The organism is [Clostridium] clostridioforme AGR2157, from assembly GCF_000424325.1.
GTDB classification, from domain to species: Bacteria; Bacillota; Clostridia; order Lachnospirales; family Lachnospiraceae; genus Enterocloster; species Enterocloster clostridioformis_A.
This window is the reverse complement of record NZ_AUJR01000044.1, coordinates 21,213-43,654: the sequence shown is the minus strand read 5'-3', so window position 1 is coordinate 43,654 and position 22,442 is coordinate 21,213. Positions and strand designations below refer to the sequence as shown.

General features: G+C 51.7%; 22 protein-coding genes and 2 pseudogenes. 19 read left to right on the top strand and 5 right to left on the bottom strand.

Annotated features, from left to right (window positions below; all coding sequences use genetic code 11):
• Positions 1-92: 92 nt before the first annotated feature.
• From G614_RS27910 to G614_RS0117705, 10 genes and pseudogenes are all read left to right on the top strand, one after another.
• Positions 93-620, top strand: a pseudogene (locus tag G614_RS27910) (helix-turn-helix transcriptional regulator); the annotation flags it as partial.
• Between the two features lie 99 nt (positions 621-719).
• Entirely contained in the window at positions 720-1,049 is a 330-nt protein-coding gene (locus tag G614_RS0117745) for an anti-sigma factor family protein (protein WP_027643028.1), read from the top strand.
• Between the two features lie 25 nt (positions 1,050-1,074).
• Positions 1,075-3,867 (top strand): DNA polymerase I, encoded by a 2,793-nt coding sequence (polA, locus tag G614_RS0117740; RefSeq protein WP_027643027.1) that lies wholly within the window; start codon positions 1,075-1,077, stop codon positions 3,865-3,867.
• A 55-nt stretch (positions 3,868-3,922) separates the two neighbouring features.
• A complete protein-coding gene (coaE, locus tag G614_RS0117735) occupies positions 3,923-4,549 on the top strand; it encodes a dephospho-CoA kinase (RefSeq protein ID WP_027643026.1) in 627 nt (208 codons plus the stop codon).
• 23 nt (positions 4,550-4,572) lie between these two features.
• Entirely contained in the window at positions 4,573-5,370 is a 798-nt protein-coding gene (locus G614_RS0117730) for an MBL fold metallo-hydrolase (protein WP_027643025.1), read from the top strand.
• 58 nt (positions 5,371-5,428) lie between these two features.
• Positions 5,429-5,701, top strand: coding sequence for an ACT domain-containing protein (locus G614_RS0117725; RefSeq protein ID WP_027643024.1), 273 nt, complete (start codon positions 5,429-5,431; stop codon positions 5,699-5,701).
• A 57-nt stretch (positions 5,702-5,758) separates the two neighbouring features.
• Positions 5,759-7,129, top strand: coding sequence for a PFL family protein (locus tag G614_RS0117720; RefSeq protein ID WP_027643023.1), 1,371 nt, complete (start codon positions 5,759-5,761; stop codon positions 7,127-7,129).
• A gap of 40 nt (positions 7,130-7,169) precedes the next feature.
• Complete coding sequence (locus tag G614_RS0117715) at positions 7,170-7,811, top strand: histidine phosphatase family protein (RefSeq protein ID WP_027643022.1); 642 nt, start codon at positions 7,170-7,172, stop codon at positions 7,809-7,811.
• Positions 7,812-7,831: 20 nt separating this feature from the next.
• Positions 7,832-8,521, top strand: a complete 690-nt coding sequence (locus G614_RS0117710) for an HAD family hydrolase (protein ID WP_049948079.1) — start codon at positions 7,832-7,834, stop codon at positions 8,519-8,521.
• A 9-nt stretch (positions 8,522-8,530) separates the two neighbouring features.
• Entirely contained in the window at positions 8,531-9,751 is a 1,221-nt protein-coding gene (locus G614_RS0117705) for a class I SAM-dependent methyltransferase (protein WP_027643020.1), read from the top strand.
• Positions 9,752-9,839: 88 nt separating this feature from the next.
• Here the strand turns inward: G614_RS0117705 and G614_RS0117700 are convergent, their stop codons facing one another.
• Positions 9,840-11,156, bottom strand: a complete 1,317-nt coding sequence (locus G614_RS0117700) for a nucleotidyltransferase family protein (RefSeq protein ID WP_027643019.1) — start codon at positions 11,154-11,156, stop codon at positions 9,840-9,842.
• A 259-nt stretch (positions 11,157-11,415) separates the two neighbouring features.
• On the opposite strand from G614_RS0117700, the gene G614_RS0117695 reads away from it, so the two are divergent.
• The 8 genes from G614_RS0117695 (at position 11,416) to G614_RS0117660 (ending at position 20,234) form a co-directional block, all read left to right on the top strand.
• Complete coding sequence (locus tag G614_RS0117695) at positions 11,416-12,924, top strand: S1C family serine protease (protein ID WP_027643018.1); 1,509 nt, start codon at positions 11,416-11,418, stop codon at positions 12,922-12,924.
• Positions 12,925-13,017: 93 nt separating this feature from the next.
• The gene (locus G614_RS0117690) at positions 13,018-13,350 is read left to right on the top strand and encodes a cyclic-di-AMP receptor (RefSeq protein WP_002564328.1); all 333 of its coding nucleotides are present in this window, start codon (positions 13,018-13,020) and stop codon (positions 13,348-13,350) included.
• 185 nt (positions 13,351-13,535) lie between these two features.
• Positions 13,536-15,416, top strand: coding sequence for an anaerobic carbon-monoxide dehydrogenase catalytic subunit (gene cooS, locus G614_RS0117685; RefSeq protein WP_027643017.1), 1,881 nt, complete (start codon positions 13,536-13,538; stop codon positions 15,414-15,416).
• Positions 15,409-16,764 (top strand): [FeFe] hydrogenase, group A, encoded by a 1,356-nt coding sequence (locus G614_RS0117680; RefSeq protein ID WP_027643016.1) that lies wholly within the window; start codon positions 15,409-15,411, stop codon positions 16,762-16,764. The genes cooS and G614_RS0117680 overlap by 8 nt, the downstream gene beginning before the upstream one ends.
• 125 nt (positions 16,765-16,889) lie before the next feature.
• Positions 16,890-17,885, top strand: coding sequence for a phosphate acetyltransferase (pta, locus tag G614_RS0117675; RefSeq protein WP_027643015.1), 996 nt, complete (start codon positions 16,890-16,892; stop codon positions 17,883-17,885).
• A 19-nt stretch (positions 17,886-17,904) separates the two neighbouring features.
• A complete protein-coding gene (locus G614_RS0117670; protein WP_027643014.1) occupies positions 17,905-19,098 on the top strand; it encodes an acetate kinase in 1,194 nt (397 codons plus the stop codon).
• 96 nt (positions 19,099-19,194) lie between these two features.
• A complete protein-coding gene (locus G614_RS31400; protein ID WP_155245073.1) occupies positions 19,195-19,353 on the top strand; it encodes a hypothetical protein in 159 nt (52 codons plus the stop codon).
• A gap of 50 nt (positions 19,354-19,403) precedes the next feature.
• The gene (locus G614_RS0117660) at positions 19,404-20,234 is read left to right on the top strand and encodes a hypothetical protein (RefSeq protein WP_027643013.1); all 831 of its coding nucleotides are present in this window, start codon (positions 19,404-19,406) and stop codon (positions 20,232-20,234) included.
• Here G614_RS0117660 and G614_RS35075 read toward each other — a convergent pair.
• Together G614_RS35075 and G614_RS0117655 are read right to left on the bottom strand one after the other, a co-directional pair.
• Positions 20,231-20,449, bottom strand: a complete 219-nt coding sequence (locus G614_RS35075; RefSeq protein ID WP_420341530.1) for a glutaredoxin family protein — start codon at positions 20,447-20,449, stop codon at positions 20,231-20,233. The two genes, G614_RS0117660 and G614_RS35075, sit on opposite strands and share 4 nt — an antisense overlap.
• Before the next feature lie 48 nt (positions 20,450-20,497).
• Positions 20,498-21,016: pseudogene (locus G614_RS0117655) on the bottom strand (peroxiredoxin); the annotation flags it as partial.
• 92 nt (positions 21,017-21,108) lie between these two features.
• On the opposite strand from G614_RS0117655, the gene G614_RS31995 reads away from it, so the two are divergent.
• Positions 21,109-21,279: a hypothetical protein gene (locus tag G614_RS31995; protein ID WP_166430221.1), complete on the top strand. Its 171-nt coding sequence runs from the start codon at positions 21,109-21,111 to the stop codon at positions 21,277-21,279.
• Positions 21,280-21,412: 133 nt separating this feature from the next.
• Here the strand turns inward: G614_RS31995 and G614_RS0117645 are convergent, their stop codons facing one another.
• Both G614_RS0117645 and G614_RS0117640 read right to left on the bottom strand, forming a co-directional pair.
• Positions 21,413-21,871 (bottom strand): GlcG/HbpS family heme-binding protein, encoded by a 459-nt coding sequence (locus G614_RS0117645; RefSeq protein WP_027643011.1) that lies wholly within the window; start codon positions 21,869-21,871, stop codon positions 21,413-21,415.
• Positions 21,872-21,886: 15 nt separating this feature from the next.
• Positions 21,887-22,432 (bottom strand): BMC domain-containing protein, encoded by a 546-nt coding sequence (locus G614_RS0117640; protein ID WP_027643010.1) that lies wholly within the window; start codon positions 22,430-22,432, stop codon positions 21,887-21,889.
• Positions 22,433-22,442 lie beyond the last annotated feature (10 nt).

Genomic DNA, 22,442 nt, shown 5'->3' with positions numbered 1-22,442 from the left:
GGAAACGTGCGCCCAAAGCACGGACACGTAAGCCAAGAAATCAGATTACTACCAATGCTTAAATTGTAAGCTTATTTAAATCGAGTTGTACTAGGATAGAGGAACTGCTGGCCCAGATGCAGGATGAGGAAAAGCAGGGTGACAGCTACTGCCAGATACAGCTTCGCAGTCTCCTGCACCAGATTCTTGTGGTATTGGGACGCTGCCAGGAGACCCGCGGGGAGGGGCACGCGCTGGAGGAGACGGAGGAGGCCATGGTCAGTGCGGCCCGGTACATGAACCAGCATTATCAGGAAGGGCTGACGCTGGGGGAGGTGGCTGCATTTGCCAATATGAGCCCTACCTATTTTTCAAAGAAATTCAAGGGCTCCACCGGCCTCTGCTTTAAGGAGTATCTGAACTACATCCGCGTCCAGAAGGCATCGGATATGCTGCGCAATACGGATCTGTCCGTGACCGGTGTGGCCATGGCCTGCGGGTTCTCGGACGGCAATTATTTCGGGGATGTGTTCCGGCGGCTGACAGGCGTTTCTCCCAGGGAATACAGGAAGGGGCAGACTGTCCTGAACCAGGGCCGCGTCAGGTTCATGTCAGGGTCGGATACAGGAATCAGCCCTTAACCAGGTGATGGGCGTCCCAATCTTTCATTGAAAAGTAAGCTGATTTATTGTATGATGTAAGAAGAATTTGATTAAAATGATAGACAGGAGGTGCTGGCTGTGACCTGTAGGGAAGCGGAGCGTCTGGTGATGCCGTATATCAACGGCAGCATTACGGACGAGGAACTGAAAGAATTCTTAAAACACATTGAGACCTGCGAGGAATGCCGGGAAGAGCTGGAGATTTACTTCACAGTGGACGTGGGTATCCGCCAGCTGGACCAGGGAACAGGCACCTATAACATCAAGGGAGCCCTTGAGACAGCCCTGGAGCTGTCCCGGCAGAGGGTGCACACCCTGGGCATCCTTGAGACAGCCCGCTATGCGGTGAACACACTGTGCTTCTGGGCCGTGCTGGTAGTGCTGGTGCTTCAGTTCAGAATGTGGTGACAGAGACAGAAAGGAACTCGTATTAATGGATAAATTGGTTTTGATTGATGGACACAGTATTATGAACCGGGCATTTTACGGGGTACCGGACCTTACGAATTCGGAGGGTCTGCATACCAACGCAGTGTACGGTTTTTTAAATATCATGCTGAAGATATTGGAGGAGGAAAAGGCGGACCACGCAGCCGTTGCCTTTGATTTAAAGGAGCCTACCTTCCGGCATGAGATGTATGACGCCTATAAGGGGACGAGAAAGCCCATGCCCCAGGAGCTTCATGAGCAGATTCCTGTGATGAAGGATGTGCTGAAGGCCATGGGAATTCCCATCATAACCCTGGAGGGATTTGAGGCGGACGATATACTGGGAACCGTGGCAAAGCGGTGTCAGGCCCAGGGCATCCAGGTATCCGTGGTATCGGGGGACAGGGATCTTCTGCAGCTGGCTGATGAACACATTAAGATACGGATCCCCAGAACCGGCAGGGGTGTGACTGAGATTAAGGACTATTTCCCGGAGGATGTGCTGCGGGAGTATCAGGTGACGCCTGAGGAATTCATTGATGTGAAGGCCCTCATGGGGGATGTCTCTGACAATATACCGGGCGTGCCTTCCATCGGGGAGAAGACAGCAACCAGTATCATCGCCCAGTACAAGTCCATAGAGAACGCCTATGCCCATCTGGAGGAGCTTAAGCCTCCCAGGGCCAGAAAGGCTCTGGAGGAGCATTACGACATGGCTCAGATGAGCAAGAAGCTGGCGGCCATCTGTACGGACTGTCCTGTGGAATTTAATTACGGGGACGCCCGGATTGAGGACCTGTATACCCCGGAGGCTTACCAGTATATGAAGCGTCTGGAATTCAAGTCCATCCTGGCCCGGTTTGACAAAACCGCTGCCCAGGAAGCCGCTGCACCTGATATAAAATCCCATTTCACCCTTGTGAAGGATGTAAGGACAGCGGATAAGATATTTGGCAGGGCAGCAGGCGCAGCGCTGGCGGGTTTCCAGCTCATATTGGGCAGTGACGAGGCTTTAAAGGAGACCGTGGAGCAGCTGTCCTTCAGCTTTGACGAGAACGGGGAAGTAAAAGCGGGAAAAAAGGCCAGATCCGGGCTGAATCCCGTGACAGGCCTGGCCCTATGCCTGGGCGAGGAGGAAATTTACTGTCTGGCGGCAGGAGAACAGATTACCGGTGAATATCTTCTGGAGCAGCTCAGGGCGCTGTGCGGGAGAAATCAGGGCCAGGACAGCCACGGCCAGAATAATCAGGGCCAGGACAGCCACGGCGCTAAGGAGTTCTGGGCGCTGGATTTAAAATCCATGCTTGGGTACCTGGAACTTAAGGACACGGATCCTGTGTATGACGCAGGAGTGGCCGGATATCTTCTGAACCCCCTTAAGGATACCTATGCCTACGATGATCTGGCCAGGGACTATCTGGGACTTACCGTGCCCTCCAGGGCGGATCTGCTGGCGAAGGAGGACCTGGGAGATGCCCTATGGAAGGGTGAGAAGAATGCCGTTGACTGTGTATGCTACATGGGGTATACCGCGTGGAAGGCCGCTGTACCCCTGGCAGGACAGTTAAAGGATACGGGAATGTACAGCCTGTATACAGATATAGAGATGCCCCTGATTTACAGCCTCTTCCATATGGAGCAGGAGGGCGTGAAGGTGGAGCGGGCTGAGCTTAAGGAATACGGGGACAGACTTAAGGTGGGAATCGCCAAGCTGGAACAGGAAATCTACCAGGAGACAGGCCACGAGTTCAATATCAATTCCCCCAAGCAGCTGGGAGAGATTCTTTTCGAACAGATGGAGCTTCCGGGAGGAAAAAAGACAAAAACAGGTTATTCCACGGCAGCGGATGTACTGGAAAAGCTGGCGCCTGATTATCCGGTGGTCCAGAAAATTCTGGATTACCGCCAGCTGACAAAGCTGAACTCCACCTATGCGGAAGGCCTGGCATCCTACATCGGTGAGGACGGAAGGATTCACGGCAAATTCAACCAGACCATCACGGCTACGGGACGCATCAGCAGCACGGAGCCAAACCTTCAGAATATCCCGGTGCGCATGGCTCTGGGCAGGGAAATCCGCAAGGTGTTTGTTCCCAAGGAAGGCTGTGTGTTTGTGGACGCGGACTATTCCCAAATTGAACTGCGTATCCTGGCGCACATGTCAGGGGATGAGAGGCTGATCGAGGCATATCGTTCCGCCCAGGACATCCATGCCATCACCGCATCCCAGGTATTCCATGTACCCCTTGATGAAGTGACTCCCCTCCAGCGCCGCAACGCAAAGGCAGTAAACTTCGGAATCGTATACGGCATCAGCGCCTTTGGGCTCAGCGAGGGACTCAGCATTTCCCGCAAGGAGGCAGTGGAGTACATTGACAAATATTTTGAGACCTATCCGGGGGTTAAGATATTCCTGGACGGACTGGTCAAGCAGGGCAAGGAGCAAGGCTACGTGACGACCCTGTACGGCAGGAGGCGGCCCATTCCTGAGCTTAAGTCCTCAAACTTCATGCAGCGTCAGTTCGGAGAGCGGGTGGCCATGAATTCACCGATCCAGGGAACCGCGGCAGACGTTATGAAGATAGCCATGATTGCGGTGGACAGGGAGCTGAAAAAGCGAAACTTAAAATCCAGAATCGTCCTTCAGATTCACGATGAGCTTCTGATTGAGACGGCCCAGGATGAGATTGACGCGGTTAAGGACATTCTGACCGATAAGATGAAACATGCCGCGGATTTAAGAGTCTCACTGGAAGTGGAGGCGGAAGTGGGAAAATCCTGGTTTGACGCCAAGTAGGAAACAGGGGAAGAAGTAAGGAAAATAACGGCATCAGAAGGGGCGGTTACAGGATATGGAAAATATAGGAAATGCATCCCCCGCAGGCAGCAAGTTCATATTGGGAATTACAGGCGGTGTGGGATCCGGCAAAAGCCGGGTGCTGGAGATACTGAAGGAGGAGTATGGCTTCCGTGTCATCCAGGCGGACCAGGTGGCGAAGGATTTGATGCAGCCGGGGCGGGACAGTTACAGGGCAGTGGTGGACTGCCTGGGGCCGTCCATACTGAATGAGGACGGAACCATCAACCGCCCTGCCATGGCTCAGGTAATCTTTGGATGCCCTGATAAACGCGTCCAGGTGGACCGCCTGACCCATCCCCTGGTATGGAATACCGCCTTTGGGGAGGCGCTTGCCTGCCCTGAACCTCTGGTGGTCATAGAGGCGGCCATTCCCTCAAAAGAATTCCGTGACAACTGCGGGGAAATGTGGTATGTTTATACATTGAGGGAGAACCGCATGGAGCGTCTCAGAGAGAGCCGCGGTTACACAAAGGAGAAAACGGAGAGCATCATGAACAGCCAGGCGCCGGAAGCCGGATTCAGGGAATTTTCCGATGCGGTCATCGACAACAACGGATCTGTGGAGGACACCAGAAAACAGATCCGAAGGCTCCTGAAGAACAAAATCAGAATGGAATAAATAAGACAAAAGGACTGTAAAACATGAGAATGGTAAGTATTGCCAGCGGAAGCAGCGGCAACTGTATTTACATAGGTTCCGACAGCACCCACCTGCTGGTGGATGCGGGAATCAGCAACAAGCGGATTCAGCAGGGATTAAATGAGATAGGACTTACGGGAAACGATGTAAACGGGATTCTCATTACCCATGAGCATTCGGACCACATCAAGGGACTGGGAGTGCTGTCGCGCAGGTATGAGATTCCCATATACGGGACCCGGGAAACCCTGGATGAGATTGCGGCCGCGGGCAGCCTGGGCAAATTTGATAAAGGGCTTTTGACTCCGGTATGCCCGGATTTGGATTTCATGGTAGGTGATTTGACTGTGAAGCCCTTTAAGATTGACCACGATGCTGCGAATCCGGTGGCATACCGCGTACAGAACGGGGAGAAGTCCGTGGCCGTGGCCACGGATATGGGACATTTTGACCAGTATATCATAGACCATCTTCAGGGACTGGACGCCTTGCTTCTGGAATCCAACCACGATGTGAGGATGCTGGAGACAGGCCCTTATCCCTATTACCTGAAACGGAGGATTTTAGGGGATCACGGCCATCTGTCCAATGAAAATGCGGGCAGGCTTTTGAACTGCGTCCTCCACGACAGACTGAAAAAGATTCTTTTGGGACATCTCAGCAAGGAGAATAATTACGAGGAGCTGGCTTACGAGACCGTACGGCTGGAGATTGACGAGGGAGACTGTCCTTACGGGGCTTCTGACTTTTCTATTTCCGTGGCCAGCAGGGACTGCATGAGTGAAATCATATATCTGTAAAACGTATGGATATCCGTTCACCGGATTTCAATAAAACAAAAGCGTGAGGAGAATGAGGATGAATAAGGCAATCATTACAGTAGTAGGGAAAGACAGGGTAGGAATCATTGCAGGCGTATGTACATACCTGGCTGAGAACCAGATTAATATTCTGGATATCACCCAGACCATTGTAAAGGGATTTTTCAACATGATGATGGTTGTGGACGTGGAGAACATACCCAAGTCCTTTGGCGAAGTAGCCCGGGAGCTGGAACAGGTCGGAGAGGAAATCGGCGTGAGCGTGAAGATTCAGCGGGAAGAAATCTTCCTGAAGATGCACCGTATCTAATGGCATCCCCAGAGGATAGGGCGGGCCTGTAATTCAGAAGAAAGGGACGAAAGAACTATGATTAACGTAAATATGTACGAGGTAAATGAGACCTACAACATGATTGAACACGAAAAGCTGGATGTGCGTACCATTACCCTGGGTATAAGCCTTCTGGACTGTGTGGACAGCAATCTTGAGGCGCTCAATGAAAAGATTTATAAGAAAATCACTACCCTGGCAAAGGACCTGGTTTCCACGGGCCAGGATATCGAGGCTGATTTCGGTATCCCCATTGTAAATAAGCGTATCTCCGTCACTCCCATTGCGCTGGTGGGCGGTTCTGCCTGCAAGCGTCCTGAGGATTTCGTCACCATAGCCAAGACTCTGGACATGGCTGCAAAGGAAGTGGGCGTAAACTTCATCGGCGGCTATTCCGCTCTTGTGAGCAAGGGCATGACCAGGGCTGACAAGAACCTGATTCTCTCCATTCCCCAGGCACTGTCCCAGACAGAGCGTGTGTGCAGTTCCGTCAATGTAGGCTCTACCAAAACAGGCATTGACATGGACGCGGTGGAACTGATGGGAAGAATCGTGACTGAAACAGCCGAAGCCACCAGGGACCATGACTCCCTTGGCTGTGCCAAGCTGGTGGTATTCTGTAATGCCCCTGACGACAACCCGTTCATGGCAGGCGCCTTCCACGGGGTGACTGAGTCCGAAGCCATCATCAATGTAGGCGTAAGCGGTCCGGGAGTTGTGAAGGTTGCCCTGGCAAAGGTAAGGGATGCCAACTTTGAGGTGCTCTGTGAAACCATCAAGAAGACCGCGTTCAAGATTACCCGCGTAGGCCAGCTGGTGGCACAGGAAGCATCCAAGCGCATGGGCATTCCCTTTGGAATTATTGATTTGTCCCTGGCCCCCACGCCTTCGGTGGGAGACAGTGTAGCTGAGATACTGGAAGAGATTGGCCTGGAGCGCGTGGGCGCGCCCGGAACAACGGCAGCCCTTGCCATGCTCAATGACCAGGTGAAGAAGGGCGGCGTTATGGCTTCCTCCTATGTGGGCGGTTTAAGCGGCGCATTCATCCCGGTCAGCGAGGACCAGGGAATGATTGACGCGGTCAGCATGGGAGCCCTCACCATCGAAAAGCTGGAGGCCATGACCTGTGTTTGTTCCGTTGGTCTGGATATGATTGCCATTCCGGGTGACACACCTTCCAGCACCATTGCAGGCATCATTGCGGACGAGGCAGCCATCGGAATGGTGAACCAGAAAACGACTGCGGTACGCCTGATTCCAGTGATTGGCAAGAAGGTAGGGGAGACAGCTGAATTCGGCGGACTGCTGGGCTATGCTCCTGTTATGCCTGTGAACACATTCTCCTGCAGGAGATTTGTAACCAGGGGCGGAAGAATTCCGGCGCCAATCCACAGCTTTAAGAATTAATACTGTCCGTGGTTAAAGAAACCGGATGGAGGGCAGACAGATGAAGATTTTTTTGATACGCCACGGCAGGCAGTGCAGCAAGCTGTGCAACGTGGATGTGGATTTAAGTGAAGAAGGATACAGGCAGGCGTCTCTCTTAGGAGAGCGCCTGTTTCATGAAAATATACAGGTGGTGTATTCCAGCAATCTGCTGCGGGCCGTGGAAACGGCTCAGGCAGCCAATCTCTACTGGAATGTGGAGCATATCATACGGCCGGAGCTGAGGGAGATATCCTTTGGCCATATGGAAGGCATGGAAGACCGGGACATTGCGGTGAAGTACAGGGATTTCAAGGTGCAGCAGGCCCTTATGGAGGAGGACCTGCCTTATCCTGGCGGTGAATGCGCCGGGGATGTGGTCCGGCGCGCACAACCTGTGTTCAGGGAAATGACAGAAAGCGGCTATGAGCGCATTGCTGTGGTGACCCACGGAGGCGTCATCCGTTCTATGACAGCCCATTACCTGGGAATTCCCATGAATAAATGGAGAATCCTCGGAAAGAACCTGGAAAACTGCAGCATCACGGAGCTTAACTGGGATGGGGCATCCGGCCGTTTTACATTGGAGCGCTTCAACGATTATGCCCATCTGGAGCCCTATCCGGATTTGCTGCGAAAGGGATGGGTCAGTACTGAAAATTAAGGATGCAGAAGGACTGCTGTATGGTTTCAGAGTCAAAGCCTGCGAATATGAATGGGAAAGGGATGGTAGTGGGTATGAATAAAGGGATATTGTTTGACGTGGACGGTACGCTCTGGGATTCGGCTGCCCAGGTGGCTGAATCCTGGAATGAGGTGCTGGCCCGTTATCCCCATTTAGGAGTCAGGATTACGGCTCAGGATATGTATGACAATATGGGAAAGACCATGATGGATATTGGAAAGACATTGTTTCCGGGGCTGGCCCAGGAGAAGTGCAGGAAGGTGATGGAGGAGTGCATGACCTATGAGAACCATTACCTGCTGTCCCATCCCGGAGTCCTGTATCCGGAGGCAGGGGAAATCATGGCGCGCCTCAGCCGCCAGTATGGCCTTTATATTGTCAGCAACTGCCAGAGCGGATATATTGAGGTGCTGCTAAAGAGCTGCAGCCTGCGGGAATATGTCCGCGATATTGAGTGCTACGGCAATACCGGCCTTCCAAAGGGAGATAACATCCGCATGGTAGTGCAGAGAAATCATCTGGAACGCTGTTTTTATGTGGGCGATACCCACATGGATGAGGAAGCGGCGGGTGTGGCCGGGATTCCCTTTGTACACGCGGCATATGGTTTTGGCAGGGCAGAGCGGCCGGTTGGCTCCATCGAGTCATTAAGCCAGCTCCCCGCCCTTGCAAAGAAACTTCTGGATTAGGAGCTGGACATGAATCAGGAAGAATGTAAAGAAATCAAACAGGCACTGGAGCTGTTCTTAAATGAATCTCTGGAGCGGATTCTCATGAGCAACCCCACGGACAGCGGCAAAATCTCCAGGTCCAGAATCCGTCCCCTGTTCATGAAGGGCAGGCTGGTATTCCAGGCGGAAGAACAGGCGGGAAAGCAGGCATTTCACCGCAATCTGGACAAAGACGAGGCGGCAGACTATGTCACAGGGCTTTTGGAAGGGGCATTCCGCCAGGCGGAGATTACATCCGGCCTTGGAAAGGCCCTTATTCTGGTAAGCAAGAAGGGAAAGGTGACAGTGAAGGTGAAACGGTATCCCCGGTCTGTCAGGATTCAACCGGCTGGGGAATCAGGCTCTCCCGGCTTTCTGCCCCATAACCGGAAGAAGCACTATATCCTGGAAGAGGGAATCCCGGTTCCCTTTCTGGTGGATTTGGGCGTTATGACAAAAGAGGGCAGGGTGGTGAACAGCCGCTATGACAAATACAGGCAGATAAACCGTTTCCTGGAGTTCATTGAGGATATCCTTCCCAACCTGGACCAGGACCGGGAGACCACCATTATTGATTTTGGATGCGGCAAATCCTACCTCACCTTTGCCATGTATTATTATCTGAAGGAACTGAAGGGATATCCGGTGCGGATCATCGGCCTGGACCTTAAGGAGGATGTCATAGAGCATTGCAGCCGCCTTGGACGGCAGTATGGATACGAGGGACTTTCCTTCCGCCATGGGGACATTGCCTCCTTTGAGGGCGTGGAGAAGGTGGATATGGTGGTCACCCTCCACGCCTGCGATCTGGCCACGGATTACGCCCTGGAAAAGGCAGTGAACTGGGGAGCCAGGGTCATTTTGTCGGTTCCCTGCTGCCAGCATGAGCTCAACGGGCAGATGGAAAACAGCCTTCTTAAGCCGGTACTGCAATACGGCCTGATAAAAGAGCGCATGGCAGCCCTTTACACAGATGCCATCCGCGCCCAGGTCCTGGAATACAGGGGATACCGGACCCAGATTCTGGAATTTATTGATATGGAGCATACGCCAAAGAATATATTGATTCGGGCTGTGCGTCAGGGGAAGAAACGGAACAATGGCCCCCAGCTACGTGAGCTGTCGGATTTCCTGCATGTGAAGCCCACTGTGGTTAAACTGCTGGCCCCGGAGCTATGGGAGTCCGGCGAAGAGATAAAAGACAACTGATATATGAAAATAAAATGACAGGTCCGCAGCCATGGATTGCATCCGCGGACCTGTCATTTTGCTTTTCATATCATAAAAACAAATCATATCATAAAATACAAATCGGCTGGTTATATTCATTCCGAACCGGCTTTCCCAGTTTTTTTGAAAGCAGGGCCTGACGGATATGGGAGGCGTAGATGTCCTGTGAGAACATGTCCAGGGCTGTTCCTGTGAGGATGTGTGAGGCGTCGGCTGTCTTGGTAATCAGGGGGATGGAGGTTTGCTGCTTTACCAGGGCCAGCAGCTCCCGGGATTCCTTGCGAAACCCCAGGATTCTGGCATAGGGGGCAGGGCCGGCCTCTTTGTAGGACTGTACCCTGGCGGCGGTCAGGCCCAGCACCATGTGAAGAAGGGCGCGGCTGATCCGGGTATAGGTATACTGGCGTGTCTTAAGCTGTTCAATCCGGCCTTCCCAGCTGACCTGTTGGAGAAGGCAGTTGTCCAGCCGGCGCGCCATTTCCGCCGACATATCCCCGTATTGCGTATAATCCGTTCCTTCCCGCTTCAGGGACAGAAGACGGAAGTTCAGTATCTCTGACAGGTCGTTGGCCTCCAGGGAGGGTTCCTGGCCGTACAGGGGCCAGATTGCCGGAGGAATGTGCGTCCTGGCGGCAGGAGTCAGTTTTGCATATGAAGGCAGGTCCGTATTCCCGGATGGCTCCCCGGTTTTAAGTATCCGCCGGATGGCTGAGGCGGAAGCCTGTCCGCCCTCCAGACCTTCATCGTGGTATCCCTGCCCCTGGCGGCGGATGGTCAGCGGAATAAGCGGACTGTCCTGGCGCAGGATGGCCTTGCAGTACTCGATTCCCAGAAGATTGTTGGGGGAGCCCAGGAGTTTGTCCATTTCTTCTCTCTTTAGAGGAAAATCCTTATCTCTGTCCGCCATCTCAAGCAGGGCCTGGTTGCGGGCCTGGGGCCAGCTGAGGCCGCTTCGCAGTCCAAGGCTTAGCAGTGAGGAGAAGTCCCCGCCTTCCTGTGCCAGGATACCGGCAGCCGTCCAAATCCTGCGGATATCCCCGTCCTCGCTGCCAAAGCACAGGACATCCACTGCCCCAAGTCCTGTGAGCAGGGCCACGCCGCAGGCAGCAAAATCCTCTGCACTGCTGACTGCAAAGGCGGAGGGAAGCTCCACCACCAGGTCCGCGCCGCAGGAAAGGGCCATTCTGGCGCGCAGATATTTGCTGTAGACCGCAGGTTCCCCCCTCTGCACAAAATCGCCGCTCATGGCAGCGATGCACCAGTCTGCCCCGGTCCGTTTTTTTGCTTCTTCCATTTGAAATTTATGTCCGCCGTGAAACGGGTTGTACTCGGCAATGATGCCGATTACCTTTGCCGGCTGCTTCAACTTTACTGGCTGTCCCAAGTTTCTGTACCCCTGTCCTGATTTTTTCTCAGTTTATTTTATCATATCCATTATATCTGCAAACATCCATTCCGTCCAGACGGCATTTGTTAATCTTCAGTTTATAAATCTATAATAATTAGAACACAGATTCTCCACAATCGTTTCACAATTCCACCATAAATGACGGCTATATTAATAATTGTAAAAAGCAAGAGCAATTAAGAAACAGCCCTTACAGTTAAATAAAACAGAGAAAAGTATGAAAGGAGACTTTGCTATGTACGAGAATGAAAATAAGAATATGAATGGCTTGGGAAATGAAAATATGGAACACAGGGATGTACCTGAGACAACCGTAAACTGGACTACCCCGGGTGATGGGAGGAGCCAGCAGAGACAGAATACACAGGGCCAGAATACACAGGGCCAGAATACACAGGGAGCAGATGCCGGATTCAGCCCATACGGCAGCCAGGCCCGCCGCCAGGACTACTATGGCGGGAATTCCTATCAAGGATATCAGGGCGGCGGCGGTAAGCGCCGGAATGATTCCAACATAGGACGCTATGCCAAGAGGGTGGCAGGAATCACGGCAGCAGCGGTCCTCTTCGGAACCGTATCAGGCGGAGTCATGACAGGTGTGAATTACCTGGGAAACAGGCTCACAGGCGCATATGGAACCGCGGGCACATTGGCTGAGACACAGGCGCAGAACCAGATAGGGCAGGCAGCCCCGGTCAATGCACAGGCATCCGGAAACCAGGGCGCCACGGCAGTATCCGCTGTCACCGACGTGTCAGGCATCGTGGAAAACGCCATGCCGTCCATTGTGGCCATCAATGACACCATGACTGTGGAGCAGCGGGATTTCTTCGGAATGCCGCAGACCTACACGGCGCAGAGCAGCGGTTCCGGCATCATCGTGAACCAGACCGACACGGAACTTCTCATTGCCACCAATAACCATGTGGTGGATGGAGCTTCCGATTTAAAGGTTACATTTGTTGACAACAAGGATGTGAGCGCCGCGGTGAAGGGAACGGATTCAGCATCTGACCTGGCAATCATCGCAGTGCAGTTAAAGGATATCCCTTCCGACACCATGAGCAAGATTAAGGTGGCGACCCTGGGCAATTCAGATGAAATCAAGGTAGGACAGCAGGTCATCGCCATAGGAAATGCCCTTGGATACGGCCAGTCCGTCACCGTGGGATATATAAGCGCCCTGGATCGTGAGATCACAGATGAAAAAGGAATTAACAGGACCTTTATCCAGACAGATGCAGCCATCAACCCAGGCAACAGCGGCGGCGCGCTCATTGATTTAAGCGGAAATGTCATCGGCATCAACGCCGCCAAGACAGCTTCCACGGCAGTGGAGGGAATGGGCTTTGCCATTCCGATTTCCAAGGCCCAGGACATCTTAAACAGCCTGATGACAAAGAAAACGCGTGTGGCTGTATCCGAGGACGCTCAGGGCTATCTGGGAATTCAGGGTACCAACATTGACGCCGCCACATCACAGATATACGGCATGCCAGTAGGAATCTATGTCTATAAAATCGTGGAGGGCCAAGCAGCCTCATCCTCTGATTTAAAGGAAAAGGATATCATCACCAAGTTTGACGGACAGTCCGTCACCAGTATGGAAGAACTGAAGCAGATGCTCACTTACTATGAGGGCGGCGCAGCCGTTACCCTTACGGTGCAGTCCCTGGTGGACGGGGCATATGTGGAGCACGATGTGCAGGTGACCCTGGGAACCAGGCCGGCAGCTCAGAGCTGATGAATTTAAGAAACATTTGCTAAAAAAATTACAGATCTTAACTGGAAAATGTGCTATACTAACGTATATAAACTCGCCAAGGAGGTACAGCTTATGAAATTAGTGTATGCAATTGTGAGAAATGATAATGAAGATGATGTTGTAAGCCAGCTGACCCAGCATCATTACAGTGTTACAAGACTTTCCACCACAGGAGGTTTCCTGAAAAAAGGGAATACAACATTGATGATTGGTGCAGAAGATGATAAGGTACAGGAAGTGATTGATGTGATTAAGCAGGAGTGCGGCCAGCATCAGAAGCTGACTGTTAACATGCCTTATATATCAGGCACCACCATGGTAAATTATGCAACTATGCCCATGACAGTTGATGTGGGCGGCGCCACTATTTTTGTGATTAACGTGGACCGTTACGAGAAAATTTAATCACCAGATACCTGAATCCGCAGGCCGGAAGATGCGGCCCTGCGGATTTTTTGCGTTTCCGGATAAGGCTGTTTTTGACGGTGGGGTATGGATATTGCCTGTTTTACGTCTGGATTGTACACATAACACTGATTGGCCAGATGTTATAATGAATCCATATGATATAAATACATAAGGAGGGACATATGGAGAGAACAATGTGCAGCAGTGCGGATAAAAAGCTGCAGGAGTTTCTGGAATCAGTGCCGGAGGACCATTCCCACCGCAGAATGGTCCAACAGGAGGTAAAATGCGGTTTCGGCCTGGATGGGGTGTGCTGCAGGCTCTGTTCAAATGGTCCGTGCCGCATATCAAAGGCAAGACCCAAAGGAGTATGCGGCGCGGACAGGGATACCATAGCGGCAAGGAATTTCCTGCGCTCCGTGGCAGCCGGTTCAGGCTGCTACATCCATGTGGCGGAACAGGCAGCCAAAGAATTAAAATCAGCAGCACTGACAGGAAGAACATTGAGGGGGATTTCCGCGCTTCGCCGCCTGTGCAGTGAGCTGGGTATTGACGGGGCGGATGATTCCGAAAAGGCGCTTTGCCTGGCCGAGGCAGTATTGGAGGATTTGCATAGGCCCTGTGATGAGAAAATGCAGCTTACAAAAAAGCTTGCCTATGGAAAGCGGACCGGGTTATGGGAAAAGGCAGGCATTCTTCCGGGGGGAGCCAAGGATGAGATATTTAATGCAGTCCTGAAGACTTCCACCAATCTGAATTCAGATCCCATGGACATGCTGGCCCAATGCCTGCGGCTGGGGATTTCCACAGGAGTATATGGACTTGTGCTGGTCAACCGCCTGAACGACATCCTGATGGGGGAACCCGAATTAGGCTTTGAACCGGTGGGGATGCGGGTGATTGACCCGGAATGCATCAACATCATGGTTACAGGGCATCAGCACTCCATGTTCGCAGGCCTGACGGAACTGCTGGAACGTCCTGAGATAAAGGCAATGGCAGAAAAAGCGGGAGCCAGGGGAATCCGGATTGTCGGATGTACCTGTGTGGGGCAGGATTTCCAGGCCAGAGGCCGCCGCTATGAAGATGTGTTCTGCGGACATGCAGGCAATAATTACAGCAGCGAGGCAGTACTGATGACCGGCTGCATTGACCTTGTGGTATCGGAATTCAACTGTTCCCTTCCTGGAATTGAGCCTGTCTGTGAAAAGCGTTCCATCCCCATGCTTTGTCTGGATGATGTGGCAAAGAAAAAAGGCGCCCGGTACCTGCCATATAGCGCGGCGGAGCGGGAGGATGTAAGCATAAATGTGATTGCGGCTGCCATTGCATCCTATGCGAGGCGTGTAAAAACAGGAAAACGGCAGAATCCCATGGAAGGGCACGGATGCGGCGAGGCGATTACAGGGGTTACGGAAATGACCTTAAAAGGGGCATTGGGAGGAAGCTTCGTTCCTCTGGCGGATTTAATTGCCGCCGGCAGAATAAAGGGAGTGGCGGCGGTTGTGGGCTGCTCCAATCTGAGGGCCAGGGGCCATGACGTATTTACGGTGGAACTGGTAAAAAAACTGATTGCTAAAGACATACTGGTGCTGTCGGCGGGATGTACCTGCGGAGGTCTGGAAAACTGCGGCCTTATGAGCCGCAAAGCTGCCGGAATGGCCGGCCCGGGCTTATCCGGTGTGTGTCAGAATCTTGGCATTCCTCCTGTACTCAATTTCGGTCCCTGTCTTGCCATCGGCAGGATTGAGGCTGTTGCAGGGGAACTGGCAGGAGCCCTGGGCGTGGATTTGCCCCAGCTGCCGGTTGTGGTCTCCGCACCTCAATGGCTGGAGGAACAGGCCCTGGCGGACGGGGCCTTTGCCCTGGCCCTTGGCTTTCACCTGCATCTGGGCCTGGCGCCCTTTGTGACAGGCAGTCCGGTTATCATGGATGTGCTTTGTAATAAAATGGAAGAGATGACCGGCGGAAAGCTTTTTGTGGAAACTGAGATTGATCAAGCAGCAAATCAGATTGAGGCAGTCATAATGGACAAGAGAAGGGGGCTGGGATTTAATGAGTGACAGGTGCATGAAAAGCGTTCCCGTATCCCTGAATAATCCTTCAATTGAAAAAAATCAGGACCTCTGTGCAGACTGCAGCCATTGCCTGGCCGTGTGCTCGGAAGAAATCGGCGTTGCCCGGCAATGGGCAGATATCAGTGCAGATGCCTTTTCCTGCATCCACTGCGGGCAGTGCGCGGCAGTCTGTCCGGAGCGGGCAATCCGCGGTAAAAGCCACTGGAGAGAGGTGGTCCGGGCAATCAATGACCCGCAGAATATTGTTGTTTTTTCTACGGCTCCATCTGTTCGTGTGGGATTGGGGGAGTGCTTCGGAGGACGGCCCGGAGACTTTGTGGAAGGCCGTATGGTATCGGCCCTCAGGGAGCTGGGGGCGGATTATGTACTGGACGTGGCATTTTCGGCAGATTTGACAATCATGGAAGAGGGAACGGAATTTCTCAGGCGTTTTCTGACCGGGAGCCATCCGCTGCCCCAGTTTACAAGCTGTTGTCCGGCCTGGGTAAAGTATGTGGAAACATTTCATCCTGATCGGATTGGATGCCTGTCCAGTGCAAAAAGTCCTATCAGCATGCAGGGAGCACTGATAAAAACATATTTTGCCCGGGAGCAGGGGATTGACCCCGGACGGATTGTGAATGTCGCGGTTGCTCCCTGTACAGCCAAGAAGTTTGAGATATCCAGGGAGGAACTGTGTTCTTCCGGAATATACCAGGGCATACCAGGGCTTATGGATAATGATTATGTGCTGACAACCAGGGAACTGGCAGAATGGATTACGGAATCAGGCATTGAATTTTACGGCCTGGACCCATCTCCCTTTGACTCCCTGATGGGAGAAGGAAGCGGGGCAGGCGTGATTTTCGGCAATACGGGAGGCGTCATGGAAGCCGCCCTGCGCATGGCGTATTCCGTTGTAAGCGGAAAGGAGCCAATGGATCTGCTGCTTAAGTACTGGCCTGTCAGGGGGCTGGACCAGGTAAAGGAGACCGTGGTGTCCCTTGGAGGACGGGATGTGCGCGCCGCGGTTATCTATGGTACCAGGGCAGCGGAGCAGCTGATTGGGACAGGGAACATTGACTCCTATGATTTTGTGGAGGTAATGACCTGTCCCGGAGGGTGTATCAGCGGCGGCGGACAGCCGGACAACGGCGTTCTGCCGGTTCCGGACCGGCTGAGAATGGAAAGAATTAAATCTCTCTATCGGGCGGATGAACAGAGAATGGTCAGGAGTTCCCTTGATAACCGGGAAATAAAGCGTCTGTATGAAAGATTCCTGGGAGAACCCATGGGCGAGCTGGCACAGACACTGCTTCACACCTGTTATCACAGCAGAAAAGGTGGAAAATAAACACAGAAAGACCTCAGGTATACGAAAAAGTGCAATATTTGGATAAAATCGGCTTGTATCTCCAATTCTGTCAGTATATAATAAAGACGTATGCTTAAATACACCAAGGAAAGGGGTAAATTATCATGGGATTTATCGATTTAATTAAAGCTCGTGCCAGGGCTGACAAAAAGACTATAGTACTGCCAGAATCTATGGACAGGAGAACCTGGGAGGCGGCCGAAACGATATTAAAAGAGGACATCGCCAATCTGATCATTATAGGAACACCGGAGGATATTGCCGACCACAGCAAGGGACTGGATGTATCAGGAGCAACAGTGATCAATCCTCAGACCTATGAGAAGACTCAGGAGTATATTGATTTATTTGTAGAGCTGAGGAAATCAAAAGGAATGACACCGGAAAAGGCAAAGGAGATCATCTTGTCCGATTATGCCTACTACGGCTGTCTTATGATTAAAAACGGAGATGCAGACGGATTGGTATCCGGTGCCTGCCACTCCACGGCCGACACATTAAGGCCATGCCTGCAGATTGTCAAGACAAAACCAGGCACAAAACTGGTATCTGCATTCTTCCTCATGGTAGTTCCGGACTGCGAATACGGAGCAGAGGGAACTTTTATTTTTGCCGATTCAGGACTGAACCAGAATCCGAATCCGGAAGAGCTGGCAGCAATCGCCAAATCATCTGCTGATTCATTTGAACTGCTGGTACAGAAGGAGGCAAGGGTTGCCATGCTGTCCCATTCTACCAAGGGATCTGCAAAGCATCCTGATGTGGACAAAGTAGTAGAAGCCACCAGAATCGCAAAAGAGCTTTATCCGGAGCTGAAGCTGGACGGGGAACTCCAGTTAGATGCAGCCCTTGTACCAAAGGTTGCTTCCTCCAAGGCGCCGGGCAGCGAAGTGGCAGGCAAGGCAAATGTACTGATGTTCCCGGATCTGGATGCCGGTAATATCGGATACAAGCTGGTTCAGAGACTGGCTAAGGCAGAGGCTTACGGCCCTGTTACCCAGGGAATCGCAAAGCCGGTTAACGATTTGTCCAGGGGTTGTTGTGCAGATGATATTGTGGGTGTAGTAGCAATTACGGCTGTTCAGGCACAGGCTGAATAAGCCGGAGGAGGAGATATCAATGAATATATTAGTTATTAACTGTGGGAGCTCATCATTAAAGTATCAGCTGATTGATTCAGCATCAGAGGCTGTGCTTGCAAAGGGAATTTGCGAAAGAATCGGTATTGAGGGCAGCCAGATTACCTATCAGCCGGCAGGCGGAGAAAAGGAAGTAACAGTTTCTCCTATGCCTACCCATACCAAGGCCATTCAGATGGTACTGGATGCTCTGACCAATGATAAGACAGGCGTGATTAAGAGCCTGGACGAAGTAGGGGCAGTGGGACACAGAATCGTTCATGGAGGAGAAGCCTTTACCTCATCTACCCTGATTACGGAAGAGGCAGTTAAGGCAATTGAGGAGTGCAGCGATTTGGCGCCTCTTCACAATCCTGCTAACCTGATCGGCATCCGTGCCTGCCAGGAACTGATGCCCAATACTCCAATGGTAGGTGTATTTGATACAGCCTTCCATCAGACCATGCCGGAGAAGGCATACCTGTATGGACTTCCTTACGAGTATTATGAGAAATACAAGGTGAGAAGATACGGCTTCCACGGGACAAGCCACAGCTATGTGTCAAAGAGAACGGCAGAGGTCCTTGGACGTCCTTATGATTCCCTTAAAACAGTGGTTTGCCACCTGGGCAACGGCTCCAGCATTTCGGCTGTCCTCAACGGAAAATCCGTGGACACCAGCATGGGACTGACTCCATTAGAGGGTCTTGTGATGGGAACCAGAAGCGGCGATGTAGATCCGGGTGCCCTGCAGTTCATCATGCACAAAGAGAATATGGACATTGACCAGATGTTAAACGTACTGAACAAGAAGTCCGGCGTATACGGTATGTCCGGTGTTTCCAGCGATTTCCGCGATGTGGAGAACGCTGCAAATGACGGCAATAAGAAAGCAGAAGTCGCACTGGAATCATTTGCCTACCGGGTAGCTAAATACGTGGGAGCATACGCGGCCGCAATGAGCGGCGTGGACGCCATTGCGTTCACCGCAGGCGTAGGCGAGAACGACAAGATTACCAGGAAGAAAGTGTGCGAATATCTTGCATTCCTGGGAATTGAAATTGACGACGAGGCCAATTCAAAGAGAGGACAGGAAATCGTGATTTCGACTCCTGATTCCAAGGTAAGCGTACTGGTTATTCCTACCAACGAGGAGCTGGCAATTGCAAGGGAAACACTTGCGTTAGTGAAATAGTATATCTGAATGGTGAGAAGCCGGTGTACATGTAATTTTGAGACATGTACACCGGCTTTTTGCTGTCCGTTTTTGGGATAAATGAAGGAAGATGTCTTGAAAATACCTGTTTTTCGTATGAATAGGATAAGGAAAAACAGCACTTTGGATGTTAAAATCATTATAACAAAATTGCAGGAAAAGGAGGGAAGGAGACATATAAGGGGACTGCCTGAAGGCAGATTAAAAAAGAGAAGGGAGAATACAAGCATATGAATTTGTTTGCATTAGTAGCATCATTTGGGGGAGGAATCATAGGAGCATATATGGGAGCGCTTCCTGCATTTATATTGACCGGCGTAATTGCTATTGCAGGGTCGGTGGCAGCCATGGCAGGAGGCGCAGACATGACAGTGGGATTTATTGCCTTTGGATCCTATCTTGGTCCCCATATCGCCTTTGCCGGCGGCGTGGCGGCATCCGCCTACGCAGGCAGGACAAAGAAGCTGGGCAGCGGAACTGATATCCTGTCTTGTCTTAATGGACTGGCAGACCCTGCCACACTGCTGGTAGGCGGTGTGTTTGGCATAATAGGTTTTCTCATTCATTATCTGATTGGGTCGGTTCTTCACCTGAATACAGATCTTCCCGGATTTACCGTCATCTTGTCAGCCGTCATTGCCCGCCTGGTGTTTGGCTCCAGCGGCCTTATAGGAAAGGCTGCGCCTGGTGAGTCCAGGGAGTATTTTACCGGCGGCAAGGGAATGCTCTGTAATGTAATCCTTGGTCTGGGGCTGGGAACCACAACCGGTTTTGTGTATCAGGAGCTTCTGGATGGCGGGGCATCAGCGGCAGCCATAGGCAGCTATCCGGTACTCTGTTTCGGAATAGCAGCTGTTTCTCTGATTTTTGCCCAGACTGGATTTGCCATGCCGGCAACCCATCACATTGCGCTGATTTCTGCATTGGCAGCAGTTTCCTCCCAAAATCCCGTTATGGGTATTGTATTTGGAATACTGGCCTCACTGTTCGGTGATTTTGTGGGCAAGACATTTAACAGCTGCTGCGACACCCATATAGACCCTCCGGCCTTTACTATCTTTGTCTTTACTTTTATTATAAATATACTGTTTGGAAGCGGATTCTTCAGCGTTTAAAGCAGAAGCTCCCTGATTTTATCCAGACGGAACCCGGATATCTCATGGCTGCCAATGACGGTTACAGGAAGGGCTGTATAGCCCCGGCTATCCATGAAGGCCTGTCCTACCGCGTCGTTTTCCAGATTGATTTCCTCGTAGGAAATTCCTCTGTCGGATAAGAATTCCTTGACCTGGCGGCAGTAGGAACAGCCGGGAAGGGTATAAATCCTCACCGTTTTGTCAGTAGAGAAGGCATCAGGGAGAGAGGGGCTGTCCTCTTTCAGAGGCTGGCTTCCAATGGTCCAGTTAGCCCCGCAGAGCGAACCTGTCTGCAGCGCCTTTAAAACGCGCAGAACCTCCTGGGTGTTTCTGCCAATATTATTGTCATGAATTACGCTGTAGCGGATTATCTGGTCCGGGTCAATGATGAACAGGCCCCGCAGTGCAACACCCTGGTCTTCCAGAAGAACGCCGTAGCCAGCAGACATGGACAGGGTCTTATCAGCGCCCAGTGGATATCCAATCCGGCCCAGGCCGTTTCTAATCCATGCCTGATGGGTATACTCACTGTCTGTGCTGACGGCAAGCAGTCTGGCGTCAGCATCTTCAAACAGAGGCAGGTCATTGCTGAAGGAAGTGAGCTCAGTAGGGCAGACAAATGTAAAGTCCATAGGATAGAAGAACAGGACCAGCCAATGGCCTTTATAGGTATCAAGGCTTACGTCAAAAAAATCTTCTCCATCCCCGGAGACCGCTTTTAAATGAAAATCAGGAGCTTTTTTTCCAATGATTCGGTTCAATCTTGATTCCTCCTTTATATGCATGATGATTTCTGTTATAATGATATCATAAATAGAGGAGAAATACACCACGTTTTTAAGGAGGCAACGGTATGAGCGATAAAAAATATTCCGGCAATTTTTACAAGACGGATAAGATAGAAGAGACTCCGGACGATTGTCCAAGCTGCATCTATCAAAATAAGAAGGCGGAGAAGGATCCGGATGAATGCCCCAACTGTTATTACATTCCCAATAAGGAGAAGAAGGAAGGGCAGGAATAACTGGATATAAGGCTTCCAATGGCCGCATAAAAGGCCGTATACAAAGCCTTATGTAAGACCGGAAACGGGAAAGACAGGAGACATCTGAAGGCTTCAGAGTTTCCTGTCTTTTTATATGGTTAATTATAATGGATTAGTCCGCTAATAATGCATATCTGGCCACGGCCATATCCTGTTCCACGGTACCGCCGGATACTCCCAGGCCGCCGATTAAGCTTCCGTTCTTCATAATGGGGAGTCCTCCGCCGAAGATACAGAACCTGCCAGGATGAGTCTGCTGGAGGCCGTATAAAGGCTGTCCCGGCAGGATATCCCTGGCAGCGTCCTCGGTCGGAACGCGAAGGGCTGCTGCCGTGTATGCCTTTGAATATGATATGGAAATGCTGGCCAGGAGGGAATCATCCATCCGATGCATGGCAACCATATTTCCTCCCTGGTCCACCACTGTGATGACCATGGGGACATGGATGCTTTCAGCCATTTTCTCGGCTTTTTCAATCAGCCGCAGAGCTTCCTTCAGACATAAGCCCTGAGGCTTCAGAACGTCTAACAGGGCAGCTGTTATTTCCTTTGCTGCGTATGTATCATTCATGGTTTTACCTCCTTATCAGAGCAGGCTGCGGTACAGTTCCCTGTCCGGATGTGCAATCACGACCTTCTCCACCAGGGTACCGTTGGTTTCTGCTGTTTTTGCCCCTGCCTTCACACTTTCTTCCACTGCACCCACATCCCCTGTAAAGGTGACAAAGGATTTTCCTCCGATGCCGGTGCCCAGACGAATCTCAATCAGGGAAACACTGGCTGCTTTGGCAGCTGCATCGGCTGCAATGATAGCGCCTGTGACAGAGAAGAATTCCAGGATACCCAGGGCTTTCAGGCTGGAAGGCATGGAGGACATGTTGATGGCCTCAATCACCTGGGGATGCACCCTGGGAATGAGAAGGCGGTCCACCACATTGGCTTTTGCACTTTCCCCGCCGGTTCTTAAAGCCGATTCCACGGCCGAGACCTCCCCTGTTATTAATATCTGATACTTACCCGGACAGCTGGGTCTTGCAGAGACAAGCCTGATTTCCGCCGCCTTAAGCATCATATCCGCCGCCTGGATACCTTTGGCTATGCTGTTTAACTCTAAAAAACCGATGGTAATCATACGATGTTCC

Bases quoted from the DNA above. Each gene is read 5' to 3' on its own strand.
- G614_RS0117730 (WP_027643025.1), top strand. From the start codon at position 4,573: ATGAGAATGGTAAGTATTGCCAGCGGAAGCAGCGGCAACTGTATTTAC.
- G614_RS0117710 (WP_049948079.1), top strand. From the start codon at position 7,832: ATGGTTTCAGAGTCAAAGCCTGCGAATATGAATGGGAAAGGGATGGTA.
- coaE (WP_027643026.1), top strand. From the start codon at position 3,923: ATGGAAAATATAGGAAATGCATCCCCCGCAGGCAGCAAGTTCATATTG.
- G614_RS0117720 (WP_027643023.1), top strand. From the start codon at position 5,759: ATGATTAACGTAAATATGTACGAGGTAAATGAGACCTACAACATGATT.
- G614_RS0117640 (WP_027643010.1), bottom strand. From the start codon at position 22,432: ATGATTACCATCGGTTTTTTAGAGTTAAACAGCATAGCCAAAGGTATC.
- G614_RS31995 (WP_166430221.1), top strand. From the start codon at position 21,109: ATGAGCGATAAAAAATATTCCGGCAATTTTTACAAGACGGATAAGATA.
- G614_RS0117645 (WP_027643011.1), bottom strand. From the start codon at position 21,871: ATGAATGATACATACGCAGCAAAGGAAATAACAGCTGCCCTGTTAGAC.
- cooS (WP_027643017.1), top strand. From the start codon at position 13,536: ATGGAGAGAACAATGTGCAGCAGTGCGGATAAAAAGCTGCAGGAGTTT.
- pta (WP_027643015.1), top strand. From the start codon at position 16,890: ATGGGATTTATCGATTTAATTAAAGCTCGTGCCAGGGCTGACAAAAAG.
- G614_RS0117695 (WP_027643018.1), top strand. From the start codon at position 11,416: ATGTACGAGAATGAAAATAAGAATATGAATGGCTTGGGAAATGAAAAT.
- G614_RS0117660 (WP_027643013.1), top strand. From the start codon at position 19,404: ATGGGAGCGCTTCCTGCATTTATATTGACCGGCGTAATTGCTATTGCA.
- G614_RS0117690 (WP_002564328.1), top strand. From the start codon at position 13,018: ATGAAATTAGTGTATGCAATTGTGAGAAATGATAATGAAGATGATGTT.
- G614_RS0117670 (WP_027643014.1), top strand. From the start codon at position 17,905: ATGAATATATTAGTTATTAACTGTGGGAGCTCATCATTAAAGTATCAG.
- polA (WP_027643027.1), top strand. From the start codon at position 1,075: ATGGATAAATTGGTTTTGATTGATGGACACAGTATTATGAACCGGGCA.
- G614_RS0117705 (WP_027643020.1), top strand. From the start codon at position 8,531: ATGAATCAGGAAGAATGTAAAGAAATCAAACAGGCACTGGAGCTGTTC.
- G614_RS0117680 (WP_027643016.1), top strand. From the start codon at position 15,409: ATGAGTGACAGGTGCATGAAAAGCGTTCCCGTATCCCTGAATAATCCT.
- G614_RS0117715 (WP_027643022.1), top strand. From the start codon at position 7,170: ATGAAGATTTTTTTGATACGCCACGGCAGGCAGTGCAGCAAGCTGTGC.
- G614_RS0117725 (WP_027643024.1), top strand. From the start codon at position 5,429: ATGAATAAGGCAATCATTACAGTAGTAGGGAAAGACAGGGTAGGAATC.